The organism is Agrobacterium sp. 20P9.1.2 (assembly GCF_057799395.1).
Map to the genome: position 1 here is coordinate 286,526 of NZ_JBYOKI010000005.1, position 25,330 is coordinate 311,855.

A 25,330-nucleotide genomic window follows, 5' to 3' on the forward strand; every position below is an offset into this window, starting at 1 on the left:
ATTAGCAAATTCTTTAGTTCAGCAGGTGAAGTTGTTTGACATTGGTTTGCGCGAAGTCTTGCGCGCGAACCTTCTCCAAGGCCGCTAGACAGAGATGACGCCCATGTCGCAATCCTTTGATGCAGATATCTTCAACCTTGCGCCGGTGGCGATGTGGATCGAGGACTTTTCTGGCGTCAAGCGTCAGTTCGACATCTGGCACCAGCAGGGTGTGAACGACATCCGGTCTTTTCTGCTGGAAGACCTGTCGCGCGTGCAGGCATGTTCACAGAAAATCCGGGTGCTGAAGGTCAACGACAAGACGCTGGAGCTGTTCGCTGCCCGCGATTTCGATCACCTTTTGGCAAACCTGCATCGTGTCTTTCGCGATGACATGCTGGAAAGCCACATCAACGAGTTGGAAGCTCTGTGGGAGGGAAAGCCCCGCTTTTCCAGCCATGCGGTCAATTACGCGCTGAATGGAGAGCGGCTGGATATCCAGCTTCGCGGCGCTGTCATTCCCGGCCATGAAGCCACGCTCGAGCGCATCTTGATCACCACTGAAGACGTAACAGAGCGGGAAGAAGCGCGCAGGCTGGAGCAAAGCAACCGACGCTACGCGGAAGGGATGCTCGAACATTCGCCAGTGTCGCTGTGGGTCGAGGATTTCAGCCATATCAAGCGGCTGATCGATGACATCAAGAACCGGGGCATCGTGGATTTCCGCGTGTTCATGGATGTGCATCCGGAATTCGTGCGTCAGTGCATGAGCGAAATCCGGGTCATCGAGGTCAACAAGGCCACGCTCGACCTTTTCTGCGCGCCGGATGAGAAGACATTGCTGCAACGTCTGGGCGATGTGTTTCGCGATGAAATGGACAAGCCCTTCAAGGAACAGTTGATCGACCTCTGGAACGGCAATCTGTTCCATCAACGCGAAGTCGTCAATTACGCGCTGGATGGATCGGAGCGTCATGTCCTGTTGCAGTTCTCGGTCTTTCCCGGCCATGAGCAGGATTGGTCGCTGGTGCAGGTGGCGCTGACGGATATCACCGCCCGCAAGAAGGCCGAGGCCTATCTGGAATATCTGGGCAAGCATGATGTGCTGACCAAGCTCTACAATCGCGCTTTCTATACGGATGAGCTGAACCGGCTTGAGCGCAACAGCCTGCGCCCCGTCTCCGCCATCATCATTGATCTCAACGGCCTGAAAATCGCCAATGACACGCTGGGTCATGATGCGGGCGACAAGTTGCTGCGCAGGCTGGGTGAGGTTCTGAACGGTGTCGTCGCGTCGCCAAACCATGCCGCCCGTATCGGTGGCGATGAGTTTGCCATTCTCATGCCGGGTGCAGACAAGAATGCTGCGACGACGATGGTCGATACGATCTACGAACTGCTGAAAATCAACAATCAGTTCTATTCCACCTCACCACTCGGCATCTCCATCGGTGTCGCCACAAGCGAGCAGGGCGAGACGCTGGAAACCATGGTCCGGCGTGCGGATATCAGCATGTATGATCAGAAGAAGGCGCATTACGCCAGCGTCTCAACCCGCACGTCCCAGAACAAGAAAGCTGGCATTTAACGCTTATCGATAAATGCCAGCATCGGGTCTGCATCACATCAACAGATTATCCGCTGCGGTCGTCTGTGCCATGTCGCTTATTGCCAAGTCGTTGATGGAATAGGCGTGGATATAGTCGATCTTCATTTCCGAACCGTTGGGCAGCCCGTTCGTTGGCGTGCCGGCAATGCCGCCGACGGCCAGATTGACGATCATATACATGGGGTCATGCATGTCGGCAGGCGTATCGACCTGCGCGACCGCGACGTCATCGAAGTACCATGTGATATGGTCTTCCTCCCACAGCAGCCCGTATTTATGGAAGCCTTCAGTGCTGGCAACATTGACATTGTTGATGGTGGAGGTTTGCTGACCTGACGCATTGGAATGGGCGGACAGGATCAGCGTGTTCGGGTTCTGCCCACGCATTTCGATCACATCGAGCTCCGGCGGCCAGCGGCCATCGGTCGGCAAAAGCCAGAAGGCGGGCCAAGCACCCTGATCGCTTGGCATATCCGCGCGTATTTCGAAATAGCCATAGGTCTGCGAAAAGGACGGATGCGTGGTCAGCATGCCGGACGTGTAGTCATAGCCGTTTACCGCATCGGAAATCGAGTCCGGGGTAGGGGCCGCCGTGATGGTGAGGACGCCATTCTGGACCGAAAACGGATTGACCGAGGATGTCGGCTGATAGGCGGGGTTGATGTACCATTGCTTTTCGGAATTGGTGTGAAGGCTGCCGCCCTCTTCTCCCGCCCACCAGAATTTCGGCTCCCAAACGCCGCTTTGCCCATTGCTGAGCGACAGTGAGTTGAACTCGTCGGAGAAGGTCGAGGTGAGCTGAGAGCGATCTAACGTCAGCCGGAACTGATCGGCACTCAGGTCATCGGCGGTGGTATTGGCCAGAACAACGCTTTCGCCATTGTCGAAGTTGAGCCAGAGATCGCTTCCCTTCTGGGTGGAGGCGCTGACGAGGTGATCGAACGAGGTGACACCGTAACCATCCAGCCGGATGATGTCATCGGCACCGAAGTCCGTGATCAGATCCGTGCCATTGCCCTTGGCAAATACAAACGTATCCGCCCCACCGCCGCCGGTCAAAACATCGTTGCCCGCACCGCCATCGATGGTTTGCGAACCGGATGCACCGCTGATGATGTTATCAAGCGCATTTCCGAAGGCGTGGCGTCCATCGCCCGTGACCGTCAGGTTTTCGATGTTGTCGGGAAGCGTATAGCCCATCCAAGTATTGATCGTATCGATACCTTCACCCGGGGCTTCCGCCGCGCGGTTGATGGCGGAGTAGAGGTAGTAGATGTCGTCGCCCGTGCCGCCGCGCATGGTGACGTTGACGCTACTGTCACCCCACATGGAGTCATTTTTGCTGGTGCCGTAAAGATCTGGACCAGAGCCCGTTGCAGAGAAAAAGCCGGTGGACGTGTCGCTGTAATAAAGCGGCTTGCCAAGAGCGTTCATGATCGACTTCGCCATCGAAATATCTCCTGTTGAAACTGTCCTCCCCGACATTTCCTCCGGCTGAAAGTGTAACAGCGATGCCTTTTTGGTTTGTGGCGAAAATGAGATAAATGGGCTTCGAACCCCTGTGAAAAGTCAGGGGTATGCGGGCGGCTGAAAGATTAGCCAACCGTTGGCGTGGACAAAAGCCAGAGCCCAAAAACCGTGTAAAACACCATGGCTGCAGCAAGAAACATCTGCGAAACGGCAGCGTTTTTTGACGTCTGAAATTCCGCTGTGGCAATGCCATGCGCGACAATGATACCAGCGACATGCCCGGCCACGATCATCGCCGTTTGCGCTGTCCACACAAGACGCACGCTTTCCAGGTTTTGCAAGAAAGACGCGGTGACATGCATGTCTGCCGTGCCGAACAGGTTCCAGTCCAGCGCGAAAGGATCGGACATGACGACGATCAGATATTGGCCGTTGATCAGAAGCTGTGTCAGGTAATGGGCGCTGTGGAAGGCGATGGAGATCGGCACGATGGAATAGACGAGCCGTCCGGCTAAGGGTTGCAGGTCTTTCCACTTTGTTCTGCCCGCCAGCAGAAACCCTGCCGCGACGCTGGCGTAAAACAAAATCGCCAGGACAATGGGAGCAACAAAAAGCCCCAGCGTATTGGGCAGCATCACACCGCTACGCCCCGGAAATTCCAACGGATTGACATCGATGAAGCCGAGCCATGTGAAGGTTTCGGCAAAGCCATCGAAGGATGCGGTGCCAAGCGTCAGCAGAATGAAGATCGTGCCGGAGAGCGGAAGCGGTTCGGCGGTGAGGCACCGCGCACCCGGCCAGGTCAGCATGATCTTCCTGCCTGTTTCCGTTTCGATGAGACACAACGGCGAAAACATGCCGATCATTCGGAAGAAGACGGAGAAGGGCTCGCCACGTTTCATCCATTCCGTTTGACCGACCAGCACGATCGCAATGAAGTTGAACAGCCAATAGCACAGGACGGCACTTGCAAGCCGAGGCGGGTCTTCGGGCGCAATCGAGACCAGTTCAAACCATGCGAAAAGTGAAAATTGCAGGATGGAAGGGACATAGCCGATACGCTTTGGCAGATTGAAGATCGGCTTCCGTCCCAATTCGGAACCGGTGACTTTGCTTAGTGCCGAGAGCAGCCCGATCCACGGGTTGAGCCATAGCCACAGATTGCCGAAAATCGCATGCGCCAGCGTCAGACCCACCCACCATGCGGTCCAGATGACGAGCGGCAAAGGATTGCTGAGGGGATCATGGACTGAAAAGAAACCGGCGAGAACACAAATCGCGAGCAGCAGGAATGCAAGAAAACTGACCGGCGCTTTGGGAATGCCAAGCGAGGGCGCAAGCGGCAAGGTCTTATGTGCAAGCTCTGAGAACCAGCGATTGGGAACCACAGCGAGCATCATGAACGACAGGAATACAGCCAGCCCGCCGCCGATGAGATAATAATTCGTCGGCAGAAGCATGATTAGCCCGCGCTCCGCTCCGTGAGCAAAAGCGGGTGTGGTGCTCAAGAGTGTCGCGATGAGGATTGTGCAGAGCAGCAAGTGCAGGCTTAGGATGCGCTGGTAGAAGAATGTCGCTCTACAAATCTCTTTTCGGTCAGTTTGCGACATTCGCTCGATCATCTCTGTTATTCTCTAGATGGTGCGGCAATACTTGATAATATTGGTCGCGGTAAAAGTGATATATTTTTGGCATTTATTTCTATTCAGGAATTAATAGTATGATTTTAGATCGGCTGGTTAAATTATCGACGTATAGAATCGGATTCTATAATATTTATCAATTCCTATTGTTCACGTATTTACGTAGGCGGCATTGCACGGCATAAATCGCCTTCTGGTTTTTTAGGCAGTGCGAAAGCCAATCGCATATTGCCGCTATGATGGCAGGAGACAATGGGCAGGAATGCTCATTGATGGGGATGGAAATGGCCGACGAGTTGATCACACCGAAGACAAATGTCACGCGACGCGCAACACTTCTCGGCCTCGGCGCCACGGCGGGTGCAGGTCTGGCAGCCAGTGTTGCGCCGGGCTTCGTGCGTTATGCGCAGGCTCAGACCTCGGAGCCGATCAAGCTCGGCATGCAGCTTCACCGAACCGGTATCGGCGCTTCCTATGGCCGCTGGTATGAGCGGGTGGCGAAAGCCGCCACAAAGATCATCAATGACGAAGGCGGCATCAATGGCCGCCCGGTTGAGATCATCGTCGAAGATGACGGTACCGATGCCAAACGCGGTGCGGAAGTGGTGGAGAAATTCGCCGCCCAGCACAAGGTCGATGCCATCTTCGGCACGCTGTTTTCGCATGTCGTGATCGGTTCGGCACCGCGCGCCGGTGAGCTGAAGATGCCCTACATCGTGGTGTCCGAAGGCTTCCATGTCGCATCCGGCAAGCTGAACCGCTATTGCTTCCAGCCCTGCATTACCGATGTGCGCAGCCAAGTTACCGCCATGGCGCCCTGGATTTCCCAGAACCTCGGCAAGAAGGCGACGATGATTTTCCCGGATTACGCATTCGGGCATGATCATCGCGATTACTTCTCCGCCGCGATGAAGGCGCAGGGCGGCGAGATTCTGGAACTTATCGCCATTCCGCCGACAGAAACATCCTTTACCCGGTATCTGCCTCGCATTCCCTCGGATACGGAGGTGCTATACCACGTCATGGTCGGGCCTTCGGTTCTGACCTTTGTTACAGAACTCGGCCAGTTCTACGGATCGCAACGACCGCAAATCTTTGGCTTCATCGACAGTCTTGAAGCCGTCGATCTGGCGACGCCACAACTGTCTTATCTGGAAGACACCTATTTCTGGGAAGGCATGCCGCGCTACGCCCAGAAAGACCAGAGCGAGTGGGACAAGATTTATCGCGCCGCCGTGGGCATCGATCAGAATGGTGCAAGCGCTGCCGACCCCAAGGATATCTCGACCTATTCACATATGTTCGGTGTGTGGGAAACGTTGTTCGTCATCAAGCAGGCCATGGAAAAGGCAGGCTATCGCGGACCGCAGGACAAGGCCGCCTTCATCGAGGCGATGGAATCGCTGGATAAATTCGATGAGGGTCGCGACCACCCGCAAGGCGACAAGATATTCAACGGCAAGAACCACCAGTGCTACGGCCACCAGTACATCTCGAAAGTCAGCGGCGGTAAGCTGGATGTCGTCCACAAGACGTCCATCGAGGATGGCGCTTACGAAATCACCGCAGACTATACGAAGATGTCTCTGTGATCTAAGAACGGAGATGTTGCACCTTGCCGACTACGGCAGGGTGGCTTGCGATTTTGAAGGGATAAGCGCGTGGCATTCGGCCCGTTCCTGTTACTTGCCACGCTGGAAGGGCTTTTGCAGGCCGCCGTGCTGACATTGACGGCGCTCGGCCTGTCGCTGGTTTTCGGCGTGATGCGTATCGTCAACGTCGCGCATGGCGAATTCTACATGCTGGGAGCCGTGCTGGCGTGGTGGGTCACGTCAATGGCCGGCATGCATCCAGCGCTCGGCTTTTTCCTCGCCCTCATCATCAGCCCGATTGTCGTCGGTGCTGTTGCCTTTGCCGGGGAACGTTTGGTGCTGCGGCGTTTGTCCTATGATCCGGAATCGACTATCGTTGCTACCATCGGCATGCTCTACATCATTCAGCAGACGGTGCTTCTGACCTATGGGCCGGATGCTCGCCCGGTCACGGCGCCGTTTTATTATCGCTTGCAACTGCCGTGGTTCGGATATTCCGCCTACAATCTCTTCGTCATTGCCATTGCCGCCGTTCTTCTCATCGCTGTCTGGTATGTTCTGACCCGCACCCGCATCGGCCTCATCATGCGCGCCACGCAATATGACCGGGAAACGGCGCAGGCCTTCGGCATCCCCATCGACCGGGTCTATGGTTTCGTGTTTGCCGCGGGCGCGATGCTGGCGGCCATCGCGGCAGTGCTTATCGTGCCGATCCGGCAGGCGCATTACCTCATGGGTCTCGATCCGCTGCTGCTATCCTTCATCGTCGTCATCATCGGCGGGCTTGGGAGCATTCGCGGCACCGTCGTCGCGGCGCTGGTGATCGGTTTGAGCGACGGCATCATTTCCGTGTTCTTTTCACCGACGCTGGCCAAGATGATCTCGACGCTGCTCGTTGCGCTCGTTCTGGTCTTCAAACCGGAAGGGTTGTTTGGAGCCAAGGCAAGATGAGGGGCGCATCATCTGCCAAAATCCTGGCTCTGCATGGCGCAGTCCTTCTCGTGTTCTTCTGCCTGCAATTCCTGCTGCCGGAATATCACCACCTTGCGATGACGAGGGTCATGGTGCTGGCGATCTTCGCCATGGGTTATAATCTGCTGTTCGGCTACACCGGGCTGCTGAGCCTTGGGCACGCGCTGTTTTTCGCCAGCGGCCTCTATGGCGCGGGATTGGCGGCCTATCATCTGGAATGGAGCGTTCCGACGGCTTTCGTGGCCGGGATCGGAACCGGATTTGTCGTCTCATTGCTGATCGGGCTGATTTCCCTTCGCACGACAGGCGTCGCCTTCATGATCGTGACGCTGATGTTTTCGCAGGTCGCCTATCTGGCTAGCCTCTATTTCTCCGAATGGACGCGGGGAGAGGAAGGGCTGATGCTGCCGCAGATGGCGCGCAGCTTCGAACTTCTTGGCGCAAGTTTCGATCTCACCAATGCGGCGACACGCTACAACATCGCCTTTGCGCTGATGGCCTTGGCGTTGACGGTCACGTTCCTCGTCATCCGCAGCCCTGCCGGTCGTGTGATGGTGGCGGTGCGGGAGAACGAGGCGCGCACCACCATGTTGGGCTACAACACATATGTGTTGAAGCTCATCGCGTTGACCCTCTCCGGCACCATCTGTGCCATGGCGGGCGCGGCCTATGCGCTGCTCTTCGCCTATGTCGGCTCGTCTTTCGGCTCCATTCAATATTCGATAGAGGCTTTGCTGTTTACGCTTCTTGGCGGCGCGGGCACGCTGCTCGGCCCCATTCTCGGTACGGTATCGATGTTTTACATGATCGATATCGCCAGCGAATACACCTCCGCTTACATGCTGGTCACCGGCATTGCACTGGTGCTTCTGGTGCTGTTTTTCCCCAAGGGCATTCTCGGATCGATCCGTGAAAGGTGGCTGCCATGGCTGCCGTAACATTGCTGTCCACTAGGGCTCTCAGCCGCCATTTCGGTGGCCTAAAGGCCGTCGAAGCCGTCGATTTCGAGGTGATCCAAGGGGAAATCCATGCGCTGATTGGCCCCAATGGCGCGGGCAAGACCACCTTCGTCTCGCTTCTGTCAGGCCGCATCGCGCCGAGTTCGGGAACGGTGACCTTTCTCGGTGAGGACATCACATCAGATGCGGCCTATGAGCGCGTGCGCAAGGGCATCGCCTACACATTCCAGATCACCAGCATCTATCCGAAGCTGAGTGTTTTCGAGAATGTAGCACTGGCGGCGCAAAATACCTTACAGCGAAGATCCGGCTGGCTGTTCTGGAAAAATCAGGCTCTGGAAAAAGCTGTGATTTCAGCACTCGAAAAGGTCGGTCTTGCTGATAGGGCCGATGTGAAGGCCGGGGCGCTTGCCTATGGCCACCAAAGGCTTCTGGAAATTGCCATGGGTTTGGCACTCGCACCGAAACTCCTGATCCTCGATGAGCCGACGCAGGGGCTTTCGGATAGCGAAATCGATGGCTTCTGCGACCTCGTCAAAGCCGTGTCAAAAGATACGACGATCCTTCTCATCGAGCACAATATGCGGGTGGTCATGCGGCTGGCGGATCGCATCACGGTGCTGAATGGCGGACAGGTACTGGCCACCGGCGCACCGGATGATATCCGCGCCAATGAAGATGTGCAGACTGCCTATCTGGGAGGGAGTTGAGATGCTCTCCATTCGCGATCTCGATGTCTATCACGGCAACAGCCGCACGCTGAAAGGCCTCTCGCTCGATGTGCAGCCCGGTGAGGTTTTGTGTCTGCTTGGCCGCAATGGCGCGGGGAAAACGACGACGCTGCGGGCCATCATGGGTCTCATCCCAGCGCGCAGCGGATCGATTACGCTGAACGGTGTCGAGTTGACCAGATTGCCCGCACATGAGGTGCCGAAACAAGGCGTCGGCTACGTTCCGCAGGGCAGGCGGCTTTTTGCTGAGATGACCGTGCGGGAAAATCTCGAAATAGGGCTACTGACGCGCAAGACGGATCGCGCGATCCTTGACAGCATCTTTGCGCTGTTTCCCATCCTAAAAACACGGCTGGATCAGGTCTCCGGCACGCTTTCCGGCGGGGAGCAGCAGATGCTGGCAACGGCCCGCGCGCTGTGCCTCGACCCTTCCCTCGTTCTCATGGACGAGCCGACCGAGGGGCTTATGCCATCCATGATCGCGACGATCCGCGAAGTCATTCTTGAACTGCGCGCGCGCGGCAAGGCCGTACTTCTGGTGGAACAGCGCATAGAGGCGGTGCTGTCTGTTGCGGACCGCGTGTGTTTCGTGGAAAATGGTGCAGCAAAGGCGACCATGGATGTGGAGGCGTTGCGCGCCGACCCGGGTTTGGTCAAGACCTATGTCGGCGTTGCCTGATTATGCGGGCAGCCTGACTGAAATCTCTGCAATATCGCCCCAGACGGCCTTCACCGCAGTCTGGCCGGACAGCCGGACAAGGCCGCATAGGCTGCCGGTGGTGACGACCTGCCCACGCTTTAGGCCACCCAAATGGTCGAGTGGCGCATTTGCGTAGGCAAGCAGCGGCGCAAGCGGATCGCTCTGCGGGTGCTTCGGCTCTGCCGCAAACATCACGCCATCTTCGCCTTCCAAAACCAGCGCAGGCAGCGTTGCATCCTGATTGGTCATGCGTTCAAGAATGCCTTGATCGATTTGCGGCCCCAGCACGAAGGAGTGGTTGCCCATGCGGTCTGCCACATGCAGCGGGAATGGTGCCTTGCCCTCCTCCACCAGACGATAGCTGCAAAGCTCCGCGCCAAAGTGGATGGAGGCGACATGCGCAAGCACGTCTTGGGCGGAATATTCCTTGCCGGTGACAGGTGCTGGAATGTCGTCTGAAAGAACGAAGCAAATCTCGATTTCTATGGCCACTGCGCCCGGCTTGGGAACGTCAAAGGGTGCAGCACCGGCGCTATCGAAAACATCCAGCAACGGGGCAGCAACAGCACGACCGTTGTTCATGCCGATCTTCCAGCCGCCGATTTCCTTGCCGATGGCCGCAGCCGCAATCGCCTGCGCCGCAAGGCCCGCTTCGATGCTGTCAGGCGCAAGGCCGCTGCTTTGCAGTTGGGCAGCGCTGAGCGATGACTGCCGAGTTTCAGCCTCGGCGAGAATAGCGCCAAGTCTTATATTCGCCTCTGTCATCGTCGTCATGCAACAGCCTCCCGTAACGTCAATTCTTGTCGATTTCATTGCAGTCATTTTCGATGCTGGCAAGTGAAGCGATTGTTGCCGACGTCGAAATACATGGTCTTCAACATATATTCGACAGGAAACGATTATGCCTCATGTATTTTCCGGTGGTGGACCAGCGTAGCGGGCGCGAGGGCGGATCAGCTTCTTTTCCTGAAACTGCTCGAAAGCATGGGCAATCCAACCCACCGTTCTGCCGATGGCGAACAGGTTGAGCGCCGTGCCGGGTGCAAGGCCCAGCACGCGGCGGATCGAAACGAGTGCAACATCGACGGTCGGTAGCTTGCCTGTCGTTTCGGCCACCGTATCGATTAGCGACTGGCGCTTTTCGTCGCGCGGCAAGAGCTGCAGAAGCGCTGTTGCTCTCGGGTCGCCTTCGGGGTAGAGCGGATGCTCGAAACCCGGTAGGCCGTCGCCCCGGCGCAGCCGCCTTTCCACCACCGTCGCAGCATCCGTTGCCGCATCCACCTCATCGAACAGAATTTCGACAAGGCTGGTCATGCCGCCATGCAAAGGCCCACTCAAGGCAGACAGGCCCGCATCGAGACAGGCACCCAGCGAAGCCCCTGTCGATGCAACGACGCGGGTGGCGAAGGCGGAGGCGTTCAATTCGTGGTCAGCCAGCAGAACGAGCGTGCGGCGAATGATATCCGCTGCGGCCTCATCCAGCTTCCAGACATTGGCCAGATGCAGATGTGTTGCGAGGTTGCTGGGCTGGCTGTTGCTGGCCGCCGCCGTCATGCTGCGCAACAGGGCAGCGGCACTCGGCCATAGTTTGCGGTTATCACGTTGCCATGCCGTCATTCGACCCGCATCGACAAAAGACAGCAGAACCTGACACCGTTCCGTCAGGGGTAAATCCTTGGTGAGATCAAGCAGTGCTGCATTCCACTCTAATTCCGTCTTGGATGCGAAGGGATCGTGGTCGCCGCAATTCCAGAGCAGCCGGGCGATATCCTCAAGCGTTGCATGTTCGGCCAGCTTCACGGCGTCGCGGCCCCGATAGAACAGACGGCCATTTTCGATCAACGTGATGCCGGAAGACAGGACTGGTAGGCCCCAATCCAACGTTGTCGCGGCCACATCCTTGGGCTTTCTGCCGACGGATTTGTTCTTCTTCAACTGGTCGATGTCATGGCTGCTGTAAAGGCGGCGGCGGGGATCGTCCGGCCCTTCTATGGTGCGAACCAGACCGCGGCTGACATAGGCGTAAAGTGTTGCGCGGCTGATGCCGAGGGCTTGCGATGCGGCTTCCGCATCGATGAACTGTTCGTGTTTCGTCATTTTCCCGACATTGATTAAATGAATCAAGATTGATTATATTGATTCAAGCATCATTCTTATGGAAGTCAACCCATGAGGATTATCATGACTACTTCAGCAAACATCGCGTCACCCCTCACACTGGTTTCGGAAGCCGCCAGCCCCGGTCTGGAAAATGTCGTTGCCGCCGAGACCGTTCTCAGCCATGTCGATGGTGCGGCGGGCCGATTGATCGTGCGCGGATATGATCTGGATCGCCTTTCGGACTGGAGCTTCGAGGCCGTTCTTGCCCTGCTGTGGCAAGGCCTTGCTTCCGGCCCCGGTGATGAAGCCACCATTCAGGCAGCACTTGGACAGGCGCGGCTGCGCGCCTTCCGTCTGGTCGAAGCGCTTCTCTCGGCAACGGAAAACCTGTCCCAGGTCGAAGCGCTGCGGCTTTTGCTGTCGTCTCTGGCAGATGCAGAACCGGAAGCCCACCACATCATGGCAGTTGCCGCCGTGCCGGTATTTGCCGCTGCCATTGCTCGAAAGAAAACTGGTTTAGCGCCCGTTGCGCCGGATGCGAGACTCAGTCAGGCCGCGGACTTTCTGCACATGCTGCACGGCGCCCAAGCATCTCCCGAAAAGGTCAAAGCGCTGGACACCTATCTGGTGACCGTGGCTGACCATGGCCTCAACGCATCCACCTTCACCGCTCGCGTCATCGCCTCCACCAAAGCTGGCATGTTCTCCTCCGTCATCGGCGCACTTTGCGCATTGAAAGGTCCGCTGCACGGCGGTGCGCCCGGCCCGGTGCTGGATATGCTGGATGCGATTGGCGATGAGAGCCACATTCACCTGTGGCTGACCGATGCGCTGGCACGCGGCGAACGGCTGATGGGCTTCGGTCACCGCATCTATCGCGTGCGTGACCCGCGTGCCGACGTGCTGAAACAAGCAGTCGGCGCATTGCGGGATGGTGGCGGTCGTATCGGCTTTGCCGAAGCGGTGGAGAAAAAAGCTCTGGCTCTGCTGGCTGAAAAGAAGCCGCTACGGCCCTTGCAGACCAATGTCGAATTCTACACGGCGCTGGTGCTGGAAGGCGTTGGTTTCCCGCGCGAAAGCTTCACAAACGTCTTTGCCGCCGGTCGCATGGCCGGGTGGACAGCACATGTGTTGGAGCAAGAACATCTCGGCAAGCTCATCCGTCCGCAATCGCGCTATGTTGGACCAATGCCGGATGCGTAGGCCTGACTGATGATGTGCGGGATGCCGATCAAGCGCTCCGCTTATGCGCCTTTGGCGTCATATTGCTGTTCATCCAGTCGGCTCCCGTGCGTATGCCGCCCAGCGGAAAGACGTGCAGCTGCTCAACCAGGCTGTGTGGATTTTGCGCCTTATAGTGTGAAAGCGCTGAGACAAATTCGGTCGGCTCATAGGGTGTAAGCAGACGGCTGATATCCATTGCGCGCTTTTGCAGAATCTTGAGCGATGGACCGACGCCGCAGGAAATCGCGAATTTGATCAGGGTTTGGAGTTTTGCGGGCCCGGCTATGCCGACATGGATGGGAAGCGTAATTCCAGCACTCTGCATGCGCTCCGCCCAGTCCGTGACCACTTTGGCATCGAAACCGAACTGGGTAACGATGGCCATGTCCGCATCGGTTTTGGAGGAGAAGTCGTTCTTCCATTTCAGTGCGGCATCCACTTGCGCGGTGGTGCCGTCCCTGTCGATATCTTTGCTGCCTTCCGGGTGACCTGCGACATGCAGGCGCTTGAAGCCGTAGCGGTCGAAAAGGCCCGTTTCGATAAGGTCTATTGAACTGGTCAGGTTTCCGGCAGGTCGCGCCTCGCCGCCGCCGAGCAAGAGCGCTTCTGTCACACCTGCTTCGTTGCGGTACTGGCTGATCCAGTTTTCGAGTGTTGCGGCATCGGGTATGCTGCGAGCCGGAAAATGCGGCATGACGGTGAAGCCGTCATCGCCAAGGCGTTTTGCCGTCGCCACCATGTCTTCTATGGACGTGCCTGCAATATGCGCGATATAGACGCGGGTGCCCTCGGGCAAAATCTCCTTGAAGTCATCTATCTTGGCAGCCGTGCGCGGCATGACCTCGATGGACCATGTCTGGAACGATTCGCTGGATTGCGTCGTGTTTCGACCCGGCTGTTGCTTCCACCGATTCATGAAATTCAGCAAGGCTGTTGATGCTCCTGTCGATCGCTCGTCATTTGTAAGAGATTATCTGTTCTAACAGGCCGTGTTTGGAAAGAGCAAGATCGGCTGTCATTATCCAGATGCAGAATCGCTGTAGGGAAAAATGCTATGCGTTTCAGGCGTTGGAGGAGGGGGCCACATGCGTTCATCTCGTTATGGGGGTCTGTCCCGGCCAGAAAAACGTGTCCATCTTCACGTTTCGAAATATTCCGTCATTTTAAATGACTTTCCATTCGCAGCGACTGCGTTCAAGAAGTATCCAGCAAATGTCGGGCGTACTGCCTGATGCCCACTTATTCGAAGAACTGAGCACATGAAAAAACCGATCGCGCTGGAGACTATCTCCGACAACACAGTGTTTCGAAAAGGCGATGTCTTTGTTCTGTTTGGCGAATTGTTCGGGCGCGGTTACGCGACCGGCCTTCTCGACCAGGTCCGGAAAGCCGGCATGCAGATCGTTGGAATCACCGTCGGACGGCGAGACGAAAACAATTCCCTGCGCCCTTTGACCAATGAAGAACTGGCTGAAGCGGAAGCAAGACTGGGTGGAACCATCATCAATGTTCCCCTGATGGCGGGTTTCGATCTCGATGCGCCGGAAGGCGGCCCGACCGCAACGGACATGCTGGCCGGACTGACGCTGGAAAGCTGGGAACGCGAAAAGCTCGATTGGGATTATATCGAAAAATGTCAGGCCGTGGCCACGGAGCGCTTCACGACCGCGCTGGCGAAGGTCATGAGCATTCTCGATGGCATGATTCCTGCGGGCCGTAACGTCTTCTTCGCACACACCATGGCTGGCGGCATTCCCAAGGCGAAGGTCTTCCTCGTTGTGGCGAACCGAATCTACAAGGGCACCGGCGCGCGCCATATGTCGTCGCAGGCTCTGATCGACAGCGATATGGGCAAGCTCATTCTTCGCAATTTCGATGAAGTCTCCGCAAACACCTTCCGCCATCTCATCGATGCCAGCGCGGCTATTCGCGAACGCGTCGAAGCAGAAGGCGGTCAGGTCCGTTATACGGCCTATGGTTATCACGGCACGGGCATTCTGATTGGCGGCGAATACCGCTGGCAGACCTATACGAACTACACGCAGGGTTACGCCAAGATGCGTCTGGAAGGCATTGCCGAGGACGCATGGGCAAAGGGCATCAAGGCAAGCGTCTACAACTGCCCGGAAATCCGCACCAATTCTTCGGATGTGTTCACCGGCATCGAACTGCCGCTTATCCCGCTTCTGCTGGCGCTGAAAAAGGAAAACGGCGGCAAGTGGGCGGATGAACAGTGGCAGGCTTGCGAAGCGCTTCTGGCCGATGGTCATACGCTGGATGATGTCATGAGCAAAATCAGCAGCCTGCAGGTAAGCGATGTCATGGTTCCCTTCTATGACTTCTCTGCCTGGCCGATGCCCAACAGCCAATCGCAGGCCGATCTGACAATCGGTACGTCCAACGAAATCACTGCCATGCATCGTGATAGCAAGGTGATGATCAGCGATCTGCTGAGCGCGCTGGTGGTTGAAGCGACGGGACGTCTGATCTTCGGCGCGTCTTCCGAGCCGCGCGGCCCGGTGCAGTGGCTCAACCACGATGTCGTTGCCCGTTGCCTGAATGCGTCGCGTGAAGGTGCAGAGAGCACACAGCGTCTGCAGGTCGCTTAAGTCTATGGCACCTGATTTTTGCGCGTTTGAGAGGCGGATGACTGAAAAGGTCGTCGCGCCTTTCAACCCGTTTCCAACCATAGGCATCAAAATTAGCAGACTCTTTTAGAGTTTGTTTTCCATGTCTCGGAATGGTTGTGCGGAATAGCGATTTGCTGAGTCCTTTTAAAGCATGAGTTAAGGCATGCGCCCGTAGAGTTTGGCAACTTCGGGGAAAAGGTATCAGGCCAAAATGGTCGATCACGCAAACAAGTCTGAACGGGAGGCCGGCGATCTGCTCGCGGGCCAGACGCGGCTTGTGTGGTACCATTCGCTTTTCTGGAAAATCAACGTCTTTCTCGTCTGTAGCGTGGTTCTTGCCTATGTCATGGGCGCGACAATCGGCTGGGTTATGGTGGAGCGGGATTCGCTCGAGCAATGGCGCCGCCAGGCAGAACTGAATGCGCAGGTGACGAGCTCTACAATTCGCACCATCTACACCTTCATCGCCATCGATAGCGCCGATGACGGGCAGATCACCAAGATCATCAGCGAGCGCCCCTTGGGCGACGATGCGTCGATATTGGACACCGGCTTCAAGCCCTCCGATGTTTTGGGGCTGGCCGCCGCGCAGACGAAGAACAATATCTGGCTGTTTCAGAAGGCCAGTGATGACAGGCACTTCATCAGTTCCGCTGAAGCGCTCGGATCGAATGACGGCACAGGTCTTTCGCTTCCCGAATATGCTGACCCTCTTCAGTTCTTCACCGGGTTCGCTGAGGTCGGAAGTATTCGTCACTTCATCGCCTATGTCCCCGTCGTCAATTTGAAGGGCGAGTTGCAAGGCGCGCTCGTAACGACCATCGGTGAGGCAGAGGCACTTCAGGAAAGCCAGAGCAAGCTTCTGCGCAATTCCTTTGTCCTGCTGTTGACCATTCTGATTTTGACGGGCGCAGCCGTCACTCTCATCATGCGCAAGGTTTTCAAGCCGGTTCCGGCCCTTGTCAGCGCACTCAGCCGCATTGCCCGCGACGACACGCGCTCGGTCACACCCTTTCAGAACCGCAACGACGAGATCGGCCATTTTGCCGTGGCAATCGAAACACTTCGCGAGGCGGTCGTCGAGCGTGAGCATTTGCGACAGGTGCGGGATGTGGCGAAACACATGGAGCATCTTGCCCATCACGATGCTCTGACCGGCCTTCCGAACCGCACATTCTTCGGCAAGAAGCTCGAGGAAATGATTGCCCAGATTGGCGAGGACGGTTATCGCTTCAACATCATGCTGCTGGACCTTGACCGATTCAAGTCGATCAATGACGGTTTGGGGCATGCCAGTGGTGATGCGCTGCTGGTCTCTTTCGCGGAACGCCTGCTATTGCTGATGAAGCCCGGGGACATTGCTGCGCGTCTGGGCGGCGACGAATTCGCCATTCTTCAGGTCGTACGCAAAGATTCGCTGGTCGAAGCCAGCAAGCTGGCCGCCAGCATCATCCGCTCAGTCGCACGGCCCTTTATCTTGCTGGGACGCGAAGTGTCCGTCGGCACCAGCATCGGTATTTGCACCGAAACCTGTCTTGAAGTCGAAAGCTCGGAGCTTCTCAAGAAAGCGGATATCGCGCTCTATGCGGCGAAATCCGAGGGGCGGGGAACCTTCCGGTTCTTCAAACAGGGCATGGAAATGTCCGGCGAACGCGGCCACGTCTTGCAGCATGATCTGGATGCCGCGCTGCGTGATGGCGAATTCGAACTGCATTACCAGCCGATCTTCTCCGTGCTGACATCTGAACCGGTTGGTTTCGAAGCACTGCTAAGATGGCGTCGTCCAAAGCTCGGCTGGGTGTCTCCCGCCGACTTTATTCCCGTTGCGGAAAAGACCGGCCAGATCGTGGCGATTGGCGAGTGGGTTTTGAACAGGGCCTGTGCAGATACCAAGTTGTTGCCGCCGGAGACTTTCGTTGCCGTCAACGTCTCTCCCGTCCAGCTTCAGCAGGGAAGTTTCCTTAAAAAAGTCAAGTCGGCCTTGGCGATCCATGGTGTGCCGGCCAGACGTCTGGAACTGGAATTGACCGAAAGCGTCCAGATTTGCGCGCTGGAATGTCAGGAAACGCTCGAAAGCCTCCGCGCTCTTGGCGTCGGCATAGCGTTGGACGATTTCGGCACGGGCTATTCCGGCATCAGCTATCTGATGACGCTGCCGGTGACCAAGATCAAGATCGACCGTAGCTTCGTCATGAATATCGAAGAGCGGGCCGATAGCCGGGCGGTGGTCACAAACCTGCTTCAGTTGGCCAAAAGCCTCGGGCTCGAGACGACCGCCGAGGGAATCGAGACCGAAAACCAACTCCACTTCCTGCGGTCATCCAGCTGTGGGCTGGGGCAGGGATATCATCTCGGACGTCCCGCAAAGATCGAAGACATCCAGCATATTTATCAGGGTTTTTACCCCCGGAAGGTTTCATCGCTAGGAGCGTGAAGACATGCGATATCCTCAGTTTTGGTGCGTGAATAACAGGTTTATAAAAGCTTTTGCCGGCGGCATTTTATCCGTCGCCCTCGGTCTTCAAATTCTGTCCTTGTCTGCGTCGGTCGCACATGCGGAGGACGAGGGCACTTTGGCGAAAATTGCCCGGACGAAAACCATCTCCATCGGCTATCGCGAGGATGAGGTGCCGTTTGCCTTTGTAACGGGCAATAGCGGCGCAATCGGCTATTCGGTCGAGCTTTGCAATCTGATTGCAGAGCATGTGCGAACCGAGTTGAAACTGGACAAGATCGACATCAACTATGTCGTTGCGACACCCGCCACGCGGTTTTTGCTGGTCAAAACCAGAAAAATCGACCTCGAATGCAGCGCCACGACCAACAATGCCGAGCGCCGCGAGCAGGTGGCATTTTCCTATCCGCATTTCATCACGGCCACGCGGTTTGTAGCGAAAAAATCAAGCGCGCTGACGAGCATCAAAGATCTCGCAGGTCGGACCGTGGCGTCCACCACCGGCACGGTCAATATCGAGCAGTTGCAGAACCTCAACCGTGCCAACAAGCTCAACATTTCCGTGCTTCTGGCGAAGCTGAATTCTGATGGTTTTGCCTTCGTGGAAAACGATAAGGCATCCGCCTTCGTCATGGATGGCGTGTTGCTTGCGGCGCAGGTCGCCTTTTCCAAATCGCCCAATGATTACATGATTTCGTCTGAAACATTCGGCCCGCCAGAGCCTTACGGCATCATGATGCCGAAGAACGATGCCGACTTCCACAAGGTCGTGAACGACGCGTTGCGCAATATATTCGTCAGCGGTGACATCAACCGCATCTACGACAAATGGTTCATGACGCCGCTACCGCCGGACGGACGCAATTTCAATCTTCCGATGTCCGCAGAACTTCAGGCTGCGTTTCGTGATCCGAAGGAATATCTGCAATGAAGCACCGTCTTTCAAAACGTCTCGTGTTTCCAATGGCGCTGGTGTTGCTGTCTGCCGGTATTGCCTCGGCTCAGTTCACCACACCGACATTAGAGCGGATCAAAGAAACGGGTAAAATCCGGATCGGCTATGGCGTCACGCCGCCCTTTTCCTTCACTGCTCCCGATGGTCAGATTATGGGCTATTCCATCGATCTCTGCAGCAGGGTGACGGAAAAGCTCAGAGAGCGGCTGAAAATGGATAAGATCGACATCGAGTTCGTTTCACGCACGCCTAGCAATCGCGTTCAGATGCTCAACGAAGGCAATATGGATATCGAATGTAACGGCAGCACCAACACGGTGGAGAGACGAAAAAGCGCGATTTTTTCCCTCAGCCATTTTTTTGGCGCAACACGCTACGTTTCTCTGGCGAAAAACAAACTGAATACTTTGGCGGATTTGAAAGGCCGTTCCGTCAGTGTCGCGCTCGGCACCGTCAATGTGAGCGATATCAACGAAGTTAACCGCACAAAAAAGCTCAATGTTTCCGTCGTGCCTGTAGATTCGTTGCAAGCCGCTTTCGACATGGTGACAGAGGGTCGCGTGTCTGCCTTTGCAATGGACGAAGTCCTGTTGAGCGCGATGATTGCCCAGTCCAAAAATCCTGCCGAGTACCATATTTCAGCTGAGAAAGTGACAGATTTCCAGCCCTATGGTTTCATGATGCGGCTGAACGACACCGAATTCGCTACGGCTGTGAATGAGGCTTTGAAGGAAATTTATACAAGTCCGGAGATGGCTGAAATCTACAAGCGCTGGTTCGAAAGCCCCATCCCCGGAATAGGTATGAGCCTTAATCTGCCGATGAGCGATGACTTGAAGAAAGCTTTGGCAAATCCCACCCCGATACAATGAGCTGACAGCAATAGGTCACTCGTTATAATGCAAAAGCGCCAGACAATCGCTTGATCGTCTGGCGCTATTTTTGTGGTAATGAGCCTCGTTGACGATCAAACGCGTTCCATAGCGATGGCGATACCCTGGCCCACACCGATGCACATGGTGGCCAGCGCCTTGCTCTTGCCGGTCAGCGAAAGCTCCATCGCTGCCGTGCCAGCTATGCGCGCCCCGCTCATGCCGAGCGGATGGCCGAGCGCAATCGCTCCGCCGTTGATATTGGCGCGTGGATCGTCGTCCGCTATGCCGAGCTGTCGCAGCGTTGCCAGACCCTGCGAGGCAAAGGCCTCGTTCAGTTCGATCACATCGAGCGCGTCCGCCTTGATGCCAAGACGGGCAAGAAGCTTCTTGGAGGCAGGTGCGGGGCCGATACCCATGACACGGGGCGGAACGCCAGCCGTTGCGCCGCCCAGAATGCGGGCGATTGGTGTCAGGCCGTATTTCTTTGCCGCTGCCGCAGAGGCGATGATGAGCGCTGCCGCACCGTCATTGACGCCGGAGGCGTTGCCTGCCGTGACGGTTGCGCCATCCATGCGGTTTACAGGCTTTAGCTTCGCCAGTGCTTCCAGGCTGGTTTCACGCGGATGCTCATCCTTGGAAACGAGGACGGGATCGCCCTTGCGCTGGGGAATGCTGACCGGCACGATTTCTTTTGCGAGCCTACCACTGGTCTGCGCCTGCGCTGCCTTCTGCTGGCTGCGTACTGCAAAGGCGTCCTGATCTTCGCGGGAAACCTCGTAGTCGATGGCGACATTGTCGCCGGTTTCCGGCATGGAATGGACGCCGTAAAATGCTTTCATTGCCGGGTTGACGAAGCGCCAGCCGATGGTGGTGTCGTAAATTTCGGCGTTGCGTGAGAACGCAGCCTCCGCCTTGGGCATCACGAAGGGCGCGCGGCTCATGCTTTCCACGCCACCGGCGATCATCAGTTCCGCTTCGCCGGATTTGATGGCGCGGGCGGCGGTGATGACGGCATCCATGCCGGAACCGCAAAGGCGGTTGATGGTCGTTCCCGTAACGGAAACCGGCAGTCCTGCGAGCAGCAGAGACATGCGCGCGACATTGCGGTTGTCTTCACCGGCCTGGTTGGCGCAGCCGAAAATCACGTCGTCCACAGCTTCCCAATCGACGGATGCGTTACGCTCCATCAGCGTTTTCAAGGGAACCGCGCCGAGATCATCCGCACGCACGGAAGATAGTGCACCGCCGAAGCGACCAATGGGAGTGCGAATGTAATCGCAGATAAAAACGTCAGTCATGTCTTGTGCCTCACAGTTCTGGAGCAACGAGATCGGCCACGGGGCCATCGATGTGTAGCTTGGCACCGGTCATGGCTTGCAGGTCTTCGATGCTCATGGCTGGTAGCTTTTCCCGCAGCACGAAGTGACCATCCACCACATCCACTACGGCGTGGCTGGTGTAGATGCGGGTAATGCAGCCGACTCCGGTCAGCGGAAATGCGCATGTATCGACGAGTTTTGGTTCACCCTTCTTCGTCACATGCTCGGTGATGACGAAGACCTGTTTTGCACCATGCACGAGGTCCATGGCGCCGCCCACGGCAGGCACACCCTTGGAGCCGACGCGCCAGTTGGCGAGATCGCCATTCTGCGCGACCTGATAGGCACCGAGAATGGCGACATCCAGATGCCCGCCGCGCACCATTGCGAAACTATCCGCGTGATGGAAGAATGCGGCACCCGGCTTCAGCGTAACAGCCTTCTTGCCCGCATTGATCAGATCCCAATCCTCTTCGCCTTCGGGCGGCGCCTCACCGAAGTTGAGAATACCGTTTTCGGTGTGGAAGATCGCCTCTCGACCGGGCGGCTGGTAACGCGCGACCATTTCCGGAAAACCGATGCCCAGATTGACATAGGCACCATCGGCTATGTCCTGCGCTGCGCGCCAAGCGATCTGGGCGTTGGAGAGCTTGATGTCTTCGAATGTGTTGAGAGCTTGAGTATCGGTCATACGTAGGCCACTCCTGCGCGGATCAGGGCTTCTTCCTGTTGCGGATTATCGATTTCGACAACGCCATTGACAAATATTCCAGGCGTTACGACCTGTTCCGGGTCGATCTCGCCAGCGGGAACGAGCTTTGAAACCTGGGCTATGGTGGTCGCTGCTGCCATGCACATCAGTGGATTGAAGTTGCGGCCAGCCTTGCTGTAGGTCAGGTTGCCATGGGTGTCGCCCAGATGCGCTTTGACGATAGCGAAATCCGCCTTCAGCCAACGCTCCTGCACGTAATGACGCCCATCGAACTCGGCAGTCGGCTTGCCATTGGCAAGTTCGGTTCCATAGGCGGTCGGTGTGTAAAAGGCCGGAATGCCAGCGCCACCCGCGCGAATACGTTCTGCCAGTGTGCCCTGTGGTACCAGTTCCAGCTCGATTTCACCGGCCAGATAACGATCCGTGAAGGCGCGTGGATCGGAGGAGCGTGGGAAAGAGCAGATCATCTTTCGCACCATGCCCGCATCGATCATGGCTGCAATTCCGATACGTCCGTTGCCGGCATTGTTGTTGATGACGGTGAGGTTTTTCGAGCCCTTGTCGATCAACGCGTGGATCAGTTCAATCGGCGCGCCGGAGCCGCCGAAGCCGCCTATCATGACTGTCGCGCCGTCACCGATGGCGGAAACCGCCTCAGCTGCGCTGTTGATTGTTTTGTCCATGCAATGCCTCCTCGACGGTCGTAGCTGTGCCGTTACGTTGGCCAAGAGGTAAAGCCGAAACCGTCTCGACTGCAATCGTTTTGTGCGTTATATGATTTTTGTTCGTATATCGCACAAATGGACGATGGAAATGGCGAGCGAGAGAGATTTGATGGGCGGGCTCGCAAAGGGCTTGAAGGTCATAGAGGCATTCAGCGCAGAGCATCCCCGGCTGTCGATTTCGCAAGCCGCAGACATCGCCGGTCTGGATCGCGCAACGACCCGGCGATGCCTGCTGACGCTGGCGGAACTGGGCTATGCCGCTTATGACGGGAAATATTTCACGGTAACGCCAAAGGTCTTGCGGCTTGGCACCGGCTGTCTGGCCACCATGCCCTTGCCGCGCATCGTCCAGCCTTTGCTGGACCAACTCTCCGAAAGAATCGGGCAAAGCACATCCGTCTCCATTCTGGATGAAACCGAAATCGTCTATGTTGCACGCGCCGCCCAAAGACGGGTCATGTCCATCGCCCTCATGCCCGGCTCACGCCTCCCAGCCTACTGCACCTCGATGGGTCGCGTCGCTCTGGCCGCGCTTGATGTTGAGGAGCGGCGTCGAATTCTCACGATGTCCCACCTTGAAGCCAGAACGCCGCGAACGATCACGGATATCGAAGTGCTGATGGCGGAACTGGAAGCGACCAGCATCAGAGGCTATTCGCTGATCGATCAGGAGGTTGAGATGGGGTTGCGTTCCATCGCCGTGCCAATCAGGAATGTTCGCCGTCAGACGGTAGCCGCGCTCAATGTCGGGGTGCCTGCAACAGCCGCTTCTATGGAGGAACTGGTGGAAAAATATCTTCCAGCGTTGCTGGGTGTTCAGTCCGAACTCGGCAGAATGCTGGTTTAAAAGAGAGCTATTAAGCCTGCGTTGACCCAAGCGTTGCCGCCGTCTCACGGATGATTTGCATGAGCAGCGAAAGCGGCAGGGAAGGCTGGGTGTCGGCGCGCATGGTCAGGCCCACCGGGCCACTGGTGTCTGATGTGTCCAGCGGCAGCACGACCAGCGTTCCATCGGCAATATCTGCGGCGACCACGCCTTCGGAAATGATCCAGATGGCATCGCTGGTCCGCAAAAAGGCTCTGCCGAAGGCGTCGGAGACGGTTTCGATCCGAGTCGGCAGGGGCGAGACCCCATGCGCCAGCAGAAACTGATCGACAACCGGGCCGATGACGGAATTGCGGGTTGGCGTCAGCACAGGAAACTCGTGCAGTCTCTCGAAGATCGAATTGGTTTCTGCCAGCAGTGGGTGGTTGGAGCGAACGACGAAGCGGACTTTTTCTGAGTATAGATGCTCGAAGGAAAATCCGGTCATTTTTTCCGGCGCGGCAAGGCGGCCCACAACAAGATCGAGATCGCCCACACGCAGTTGCTCCAGCAGCACGGCGTTATCGCCAGTGACGATCTTCACTGTGCTGCCCGTGTCTTCCTTCAGAAAGCTGTTCATGGCTTTCGGCATGATGCTGACGGAGACGGTCGGCAACGCGCCGATCCTAACCGGCGTCCCGGTTTTCGCCGCATCCTGTGACACTGAATCCACGGCTTGCCGCAAGGCCGTCATCGTTGCGCCTGCGTGTTTGAGAAAGACCTCGCCGTAGCGGCTGAGCTTGATGCCGCGCCCATCGCGCTCGAACAGCGAGACGCCTAGGACCTCTTCCAATTCCCGAACGGTCTTGGTGACCGCAGGCTGGCTGACGCGCAGGATGGTGGCTGCCCGCACTACGCTTTTCTGGCGTGCGATTTCCACGAAGGTCTGGATATGGCGAAATTTGATCCTTGGATCGATCATGTCTCATAATCTATTGGTTATGAATAATTTCAATAAACTTATTTTACTTAACCAATTCGATCTTGCAATATCGCTGGCAGGAGGAATGTGGCCATGCAATTTTTGCTGTCCGGCTCGCGGGCTATTCACTATCAGGCGGTCGGTCTCGACGAGGCAAAGCCCGTTATCGTTTTCATCAACTCGCTGGGCACGGATTTCCGTATCTGGAATGCGGTGATGGCGGCGCTGGGTGATGGGTACGCCTATGTACTCCATGACAAGCGCGGCCACGGGCTTTCTGACACCGGAAATGCGCCATACACGATTGACGACCACGTCGATGATCTGGAAGCGCTGCTGGATCACCTCTCTGTCAAGACGGCGGTTGTTTGGGGTCTGTCGGTCGGCGGGTTGATTGCGCAGGGCCTTTATGCCCGTCGCCCGGATCTGGTTGCGGCTTTGATCCTCAGCAATACCGCCCACAAGATCGGCTCTGCGGATATGTGGAATGACCGCATCGGCAAGATCGAGCGCGATGGCATTGCACCGCTGGTCGATGGCGTTATGGAGCGCTGGTTTACACCTGCATTTCGCATGCCTGAAAATGCGGATTATCTCGGGGCGCGAACCATGCTCGCCCGTCAGGATGCAGCGGGATATGCCGGAACCTGCGCCGCCATCCGCGATGCCGATTTCACCTCGCTGGCGCCTAAGATCGCAGTTCCCACACTGTGCATTGCTGGTGATGGCGATGGATCGACACCGCCGGAGCTGGTCTCTGCGCTATCGGCTCTCATTCCCGGCAGTCGCCTTAGCACCATAAAAGACTGCGGACACATACCCTGCCTTGAGCAGCCAGAAGCCTATGCAGCCGCTGCCGAGACTTTTCTCAAATCCCTGCTGGAGCTTTGACC

Annotated in this window: 22 protein-coding genes; 13 read left to right on the forward strand and 9 right to left on the reverse strand. The window is 56.8% G+C overall.

What is annotated here, in order from left to right:
* The first annotated feature begins 103 nt into the window (after positions 1-103).
* Entirely contained in the window at positions 104-1,567 is a 1,464-nt protein-coding gene (locus tag AC27VJ_RS16170; RefSeq protein WP_488684872.1) for a sensor domain-containing diguanylate cyclase, read from the forward strand.
* A 33-nt stretch (positions 1,568-1,600) separates the two neighbouring features.
* Here AC27VJ_RS16170 and eglC read toward each other — a convergent pair whose 3' ends face one another.
* Complete coding sequence (gene eglC, locus AC27VJ_RS16175; protein WP_488684873.1) at positions 1,601-3,037, reverse strand: endo-1,3-1,4-beta-glycanase EglC; 1,437 nt, start codon at positions 3,035-3,037, stop codon at positions 1,601-1,603.
* A gap of 146 nt (positions 3,038-3,183) precedes the next feature.
* A complete protein-coding gene (locus AC27VJ_RS16180; RefSeq protein WP_488684874.1) occupies positions 3,184-4,668 on the reverse strand; it encodes a hypothetical protein in 1,485 nt (494 codons plus the stop codon).
* A gap of 317 nt (positions 4,669-4,985) precedes the next feature.
* Between AC27VJ_RS16180 and AC27VJ_RS16185 the strand changes: the two genes are divergently transcribed.
* The 5 genes from AC27VJ_RS16185 (at position 4,986) to AC27VJ_RS16205 (ending at position 9,634) form a co-directional block, all read left to right on the forward strand.
* Positions 4,986-6,293 carry an ABC transporter substrate-binding protein gene (locus tag AC27VJ_RS16185; protein ID WP_488684875.1) on the forward strand — a complete coding sequence of 436 codons (1,308 nt, stop codon included), beginning with the start codon at positions 4,986-4,988 and terminating at the stop codon, positions 6,291-6,293.
* Positions 6,294-6,362: 69 nt separating this feature from the next.
* Positions 6,363-7,244: a branched-chain amino acid ABC transporter permease gene (locus AC27VJ_RS16190; RefSeq protein WP_488684876.1), complete on the forward strand. Its 882-nt coding sequence runs from the start codon at positions 6,363-6,365 to the stop codon at positions 7,242-7,244.
* On the forward strand, positions 7,241-8,203 hold the full coding sequence (locus AC27VJ_RS16195; protein ID WP_488684877.1) for a branched-chain amino acid ABC transporter permease: 963 nt from the start codon (positions 7,241-7,243) through the stop codon (positions 8,201-8,203). The genes AC27VJ_RS16190 and AC27VJ_RS16195 overlap by 4 nt, the downstream gene beginning before the upstream one ends.
* The gene (locus AC27VJ_RS16200; RefSeq protein ID WP_488684878.1) at positions 8,191-8,934 is read left to right on the forward strand and encodes an ABC transporter ATP-binding protein; all 744 of its coding nucleotides are present in this window, start codon (positions 8,191-8,193) and stop codon (positions 8,932-8,934) included. The genes AC27VJ_RS16195 and AC27VJ_RS16200 overlap by 13 nt, the downstream gene beginning before the upstream one ends.
* 1 nt (position 8,935) lies before the next feature.
* The gene (locus AC27VJ_RS16205) at positions 8,936-9,634 is read left to right on the forward strand and encodes an ABC transporter ATP-binding protein (protein WP_488684879.1); all 699 of its coding nucleotides are present in this window, start codon (positions 8,936-8,938) and stop codon (positions 9,632-9,634) included.
* On the opposite strand, the gene AC27VJ_RS16210 is transcribed toward AC27VJ_RS16205, so the two are convergent.
* A complete protein-coding gene (locus tag AC27VJ_RS16210; protein ID WP_488684880.1) occupies positions 9,635-10,429 on the reverse strand; it encodes a 2-keto-4-pentenoate hydratase in 795 nt (264 codons plus the stop codon).
* A gap of 132 nt (positions 10,430-10,561) precedes the next feature.
* Positions 10,562-11,752 carry a citrate/2-methylcitrate synthase gene (locus AC27VJ_RS16215; protein ID WP_488684881.1) on the reverse strand — a complete coding sequence of 397 codons (1,191 nt, stop codon included), beginning with the start codon at positions 11,750-11,752 and terminating at the stop codon, positions 10,562-10,564.
* 84 nt (positions 11,753-11,836) lie between these two features.
* Here AC27VJ_RS16215 and AC27VJ_RS16220 point away from each other — a divergent pair, with 84 nt between their 5' ends.
* On the forward strand, positions 11,837-12,958 hold the full coding sequence (locus AC27VJ_RS16220) for a citrate synthase/methylcitrate synthase (RefSeq protein WP_488684882.1): 1,122 nt from the start codon (positions 11,837-11,839) through the stop codon (positions 12,956-12,958).
* A 28-nt stretch (positions 12,959-12,986) separates the two neighbouring features.
* On the opposite strand, the gene AC27VJ_RS16225 is transcribed toward AC27VJ_RS16220, so the two are convergent.
* A complete protein-coding gene (locus tag AC27VJ_RS16225) occupies positions 12,987-13,895 on the reverse strand; it encodes a methylenetetrahydrofolate reductase (RefSeq protein ID WP_488684883.1) in 909 nt (302 codons plus the stop codon).
* A gap of 343 nt (positions 13,896-14,238) precedes the next feature.
* Here AC27VJ_RS16225 and AC27VJ_RS16230 point away from each other — a divergent pair, with 343 nt between their 5' ends.
* The 4 genes from AC27VJ_RS16230 to AC27VJ_RS16245 all read left to right on the forward strand — a co-directional run bounded on the left by AC27VJ_RS16230 (position 14,239) and on the right by AC27VJ_RS16245 (position 19,891).
* Entirely contained in the window at positions 14,239-15,588 is a 1,350-nt protein-coding gene (locus AC27VJ_RS16230; protein WP_488684884.1) for an enoyl ACP reductase FabMG family protein, read from the forward strand.
* 232 nt (positions 15,589-15,820) lie between these two features.
* The gene (locus AC27VJ_RS16235) at positions 15,821-18,043 is read left to right on the forward strand and encodes an EAL domain-containing protein (RefSeq protein ID WP_488684885.1); all 2,223 of its coding nucleotides are present in this window, start codon (positions 15,821-15,823) and stop codon (positions 18,041-18,043) included.
* A 139-nt stretch (positions 18,044-18,182) separates the two neighbouring features.
* The gene (locus AC27VJ_RS16240; protein WP_488684886.1) at positions 18,183-18,995 is read left to right on the forward strand and encodes an amino acid ABC transporter substrate-binding protein; all 813 of its coding nucleotides are present in this window, start codon (positions 18,183-18,185) and stop codon (positions 18,993-18,995) included.
* Between the two features lie 32 nt (positions 18,996-19,027).
* Positions 19,028-19,891: an amino acid ABC transporter substrate-binding protein gene (locus AC27VJ_RS16245; RefSeq protein WP_488684887.1), complete on the forward strand. Its 864-nt coding sequence runs from the start codon at positions 19,028-19,030 to the stop codon at positions 19,889-19,891.
* A gap of 95 nt (positions 19,892-19,986) precedes the next feature.
* Here the strand turns inward: AC27VJ_RS16245 and pcaF are convergent, their stop codons facing one another.
* From pcaF to AC27VJ_RS16260, 3 genes are read right to left on the reverse strand one after another with little or no spacing between them, the layout of a single operon-like run.
* A complete protein-coding gene (gene pcaF / locus AC27VJ_RS16250) occupies positions 19,987-21,192 on the reverse strand; it encodes a 3-oxoadipyl-CoA thiolase (RefSeq protein ID WP_488684888.1) in 1,206 nt (401 codons plus the stop codon).
* A gap of 10 nt (positions 21,193-21,202) precedes the next feature.
* Positions 21,203-21,904 carry a CoA transferase subunit B gene (locus tag AC27VJ_RS16255; protein ID WP_113089105.1) on the reverse strand — a complete coding sequence of 234 codons (702 nt, stop codon included), beginning with the start codon at positions 21,902-21,904 and terminating at the stop codon, positions 21,203-21,205.
* A complete protein-coding gene (locus tag AC27VJ_RS16260) occupies positions 21,901-22,608 on the reverse strand; it encodes a 3-oxoacid CoA-transferase subunit A (protein WP_488684889.1) in 708 nt (235 codons plus the stop codon). Before AC27VJ_RS16260 ends, AC27VJ_RS16255 begins: the two co-directional genes overlap by 4 nt.
* 130 nt (positions 22,609-22,738) lie before the next feature.
* Between AC27VJ_RS16260 and AC27VJ_RS16265 the strand changes: the two genes are divergently transcribed.
* Positions 22,739-23,497: an IclR family transcriptional regulator gene (locus tag AC27VJ_RS16265; protein ID WP_488684890.1), complete on the forward strand. Its 759-nt coding sequence runs from the start codon at positions 22,739-22,741 to the stop codon at positions 23,495-23,497.
* 10 nt (positions 23,498-23,507) lie between these two features.
* Here the strand turns inward: AC27VJ_RS16265 and pcaQ are convergent, their stop codons facing one another.
* On the reverse strand, positions 23,508-24,437 hold the full coding sequence (gene pcaQ / locus AC27VJ_RS16270; RefSeq protein WP_488684891.1) for a pca operon transcription factor PcaQ: 930 nt from the start codon (positions 24,435-24,437) through the stop codon (positions 23,508-23,510).
* A 93-nt stretch (positions 24,438-24,530) separates the two neighbouring features.
* Between pcaQ and pcaD the strand changes: the two genes are divergently transcribed.
* Positions 24,531-25,328 carry a 3-oxoadipate enol-lactonase gene (gene pcaD, locus AC27VJ_RS16275; protein ID WP_488684892.1) on the forward strand — a complete coding sequence of 266 codons (798 nt, stop codon included), beginning with the start codon at positions 24,531-24,533 and terminating at the stop codon, positions 25,326-25,328.
* Positions 25,329-25,330: the final 2 nt, after the last annotated feature.